The organism is Metallibacterium sp. (assembly GCF_054637675.1).
Genome location: NZ_JBTSRB010000116.1, coordinates 1 through 2632, shown reverse-complemented (window position 1 = coordinate 2632; position 2632 = coordinate 1). Strand labels below are relative to the sequence as shown.

The 2632-nt window shown below is 32.9% G+C and carries 7 protein-coding genes; all 7 read right to left on the bottom strand.

Going from position 1 to position 2632, the window contains the following annotated elements; all coding sequences use genetic code 11:
• On the bottom strand, positions 1-289 hold a 289-nt coding region (locus tag ACYDAT_RS16140), incomplete at its 3' end, for a hypothetical protein (protein WP_461451472.1).
• Positions 289-555, bottom strand: coding sequence for a hypothetical protein (locus ACYDAT_RS16135; protein ID WP_461451470.1), 267 nt, complete (start codon positions 553-555; stop codon positions 289-291). The genes ACYDAT_RS16140 and ACYDAT_RS16135, both read right to left, overlap by 1 nt.
• Positions 552-1109: a putative immunity protein gene (locus ACYDAT_RS16130; RefSeq protein ID WP_461451468.1), complete on the bottom strand. Its 558-nt coding sequence runs from the start codon at positions 1107-1109 to the stop codon at positions 552-554. The genes ACYDAT_RS16135 and ACYDAT_RS16130 overlap by 4 nt, the downstream gene beginning before the upstream one ends.
• Positions 1110-1332: 223 nt before the next feature.
• Positions 1333-1551 (bottom strand): hypothetical protein, encoded by a 219-nt coding sequence (locus ACYDAT_RS16125; RefSeq protein ID WP_461451466.1) that lies wholly within the window; start codon positions 1549-1551, stop codon positions 1333-1335.
• 11 nt (positions 1552-1562) lie between these two features.
• Complete coding sequence (locus ACYDAT_RS16120; protein ID WP_461451464.1) at positions 1563-1856, bottom strand: hypothetical protein; 294 nt, start codon at positions 1854-1856, stop codon at positions 1563-1565.
• Between the two features lie 22 nt (positions 1857-1878).
• A complete protein-coding gene (locus ACYDAT_RS16115) occupies positions 1879-2121 on the bottom strand; it encodes a hypothetical protein (protein WP_461451462.1) in 243 nt (80 codons plus the stop codon).
• A complete protein-coding gene (locus ACYDAT_RS16110; protein ID WP_461451460.1) occupies positions 2118-2309 on the bottom strand; it encodes a hypothetical protein in 192 nt (63 codons plus the stop codon). Before ACYDAT_RS16110 ends, ACYDAT_RS16115 begins: the two co-directional genes overlap by 4 nt.
• Positions 2310-2632 lie beyond the last annotated feature (323 nt).

Genomic DNA, 2632 nt, shown 5'->3' with positions numbered 1-2632 from the left:
GCGACATCTCGATATTTTTGGAATATTCATTATGCTTTGAGATTATAAAAGACTTTGCAAGGGGTTCTATTTCAATTACGGCATGGTCTTTTATAGATTCAAGAAATGAATAAAAATAATCAACGGATTTAGGATTGATTAAGGATATATGCCAAGTTTTGTTAATGGCATTAAATATGCGCAGGTTAAATGGCAATATATCCTTTAAAGTTTTAGTAAGGCTTGTGTCATGATTGAATTTAAGACACAAGCCGTTATTTTCTAATGTGATTAAGATTGAGTTAGACATTAAAATTTATTTTCAAAGAATTTTATAATATCGTTTAAATCATACATATTTCGCCCGCCGAATTTTATCGGTTTAGGAAAGTCGGCATCCTTCATCATGATTAATGAAACATATCTTGAGACCCCAAAAAACAGCGGAAATGTTTTTTGATAGACTAAATATTTATCGCCTGACGGCATTTTTAAATGCCATATCTTTGCGGGCGGTTCTGACTTGCCTGATATATAATCTTTAATTTTATCAAAATCCGTAAATGTTTTTTTCATTTTGCCTCCTCCAATTTTATTCCATATCTAATTATTTTGTTAAACATTTCAGTATAGGCAGTATCGGCAGCATCGGCAGCATAGGCAGCATCGGCGGCGGCATCGGCAGCATAGGCAGCATAGGCAGCATAGGCAGCAGCATGGGCAGCATGGGCGGCATAGGCAGCATGGGCGGCATAGGCAGCATCGGCGGCGGCACGGGAGGCATCGGCGGCAGCATCGGCAGCAGCACGGGCGGCATCTTTTGTCTTCTCGCAAGGATTTGCAATATATGCCTTTGTAGCTTCAATCGCTTTTCTGGGGCGGGCATCATCCAGATATTTCTTTTCAAATATATCTATAACTTGTTCTGCCGCATAAACGGCATATCGGACTTTACCAATTTTTGATAAAATTCTGACAATTAACCAATTTGCCCAACTTAATTTTTTTTCTATAATTAAGTTTTCTATAAATTCTTCGTGTTCCATGCCGATTAAACCCTTTTCTTTCACAAATTTTATGCCCTCGCCGCAGGCATTAAATTTATCTAATAATTTTAATGTGATTTTCATTTCTGACTCCTTTTTAATGTCATTGTATTATAATTTTAGATATTTGTCTATGTTATTAACTGTTTTATCTATATTGTTTTAAGCTATATAATCTATAAAGCATTGATATTACTACATTTTAATATTGCAGTAATGTTTAATATTTTAGGTATTGCAGGGGATATATTTATATAGTTTTTTTACCCCGCAACTTGTATAAAATTTAAGCCCCCCATTTATACACCTATTTGTCATGGCAATGGTGTTTAATTGATATATAATCATCCGCCCATTGCCCCTTTTTTTCTCGTTTATTGAGTTTTTGCATTACAATTATCGTCAATTCAGAAACCCTTGTCGAAAAATCCTCAAATGAAACCCCCCTTTCTTTTTTCATATTTTTGAAAATTAACTTACGATAATAATTATATATATTTACATCTTGATAATTTGCCTCAATCATGACTGCCTCCATTATTTATATTTAGGTTTTGCGCCCATATTGTTATCTATTGAAACCCCCCATTTTTCATCTATATATTGACACCATTCAAACATTTTTTCTCGGCTCATAGGTTTATCTTCAGCATGACTCCACCTGCCACGATTAGACGAACCGTTTTCTTCATAACTATATTTTGCCTTCCTTTCTTTTGACAATCTGTCTTTATTCCTTTGCCAATAAGACTTATGATATTCTCTCTGCTGTTCCCGTGTCTTCCCTTTGTTCTTTTGCCAATATTGGTGCATATATTCTGGTCTATCCATTTTAAGCCCTCCTTGATTAGTTTTAATATTTAAATACAATAAATTCTTCATAATTTGAAACACCATCAGCATCATTTTTTATTACCAAATCGGATATAAAAATAATATCTTTATCCGATTTATCTTGCCAGTGATAAAAAATCATATATTCTTTATCGCTTGCAAGAGTTGTTTTCAACTTTTCTAATTCTTGTCTGATTTTGATTATATCGTTGGAGCGAAAACTCCAACTTTCGTATTTTTCTATTATATCATTTTTTGTCATGATGTTTGCGCCTCATCCGTTTCAAGCAAATATTTATTTATATTAAATTTTTCGCAGGTGTATCCTATATTTTTAAGCAGTTCTTTAGACAGCTTACAAAGTATTTCATCATTTGAAATTTTTACATTTTTACAAACCCAACAGCATTTTATAATATTGACTTGCATTTTTAAGCCTCCCATTGTCATGATGTTTGCTCCTTAAAAATATATCATCATCATGTTCAATGACGATTGTATCAAAATTAATTGTTAATTTTGTTCGCATTTAAAGCCTCCCGATTTAATTAATTAAATGTTTTAAGTGTTCACTTTCTTGTAACCATTTTAAAACTGCATTCTTGTCCTTTGATTCAAAAGCAATAACCGGATTCCTATAATTTTCTTCGTCTTTGTAATACCAAACTTTAAATGTAAATCCGTTAAATGAATACTTGAAGCCCTTTTCCGCCGCCAAGTATTCCGACTTATTTTTTATTGTTGACATTTTTTTTTAATCCTCCTTTGTCATG

Excerpts from the sequence above, each read along its gene's own strand:
- ACYDAT_RS16135 (WP_461451470.1), bottom strand. The coding sequence starts at position 555 with ATGAAAAAAACATTTACGGATTTTGATAAAATTAAAGATTATATATCA.
- ACYDAT_RS16130 (WP_461451468.1), bottom strand. The coding sequence starts at position 1,109 with ATGAAAATCACATTAAAATTATTAGATAAATTTAATGCCTGCGGCGAG.
- ACYDAT_RS16125 (WP_461451466.1), bottom strand. The coding sequence starts at position 1,551 with ATGATTGAGGCAAATTATCAAGATGTAAATATATATAATTATTATCGT.
- ACYDAT_RS16120 (WP_461451464.1), bottom strand. The coding sequence starts at position 1,856 with ATGGATAGACCAGAATATATGCACCAATATTGGCAAAAGAACAAAGGG.
- ACYDAT_RS16115 (WP_461451462.1), bottom strand. The coding sequence starts at position 2,121 with ATGACAAAAAATGATATAATAGAAAAATACGAAAGTTGGAGTTTTCGC.
- ACYDAT_RS16110 (WP_461451460.1), bottom strand. The coding sequence starts at position 2,309 with ATGACAATGGGAGGCTTAAAAATGCAAGTCAATATTATAAAATGCTGT.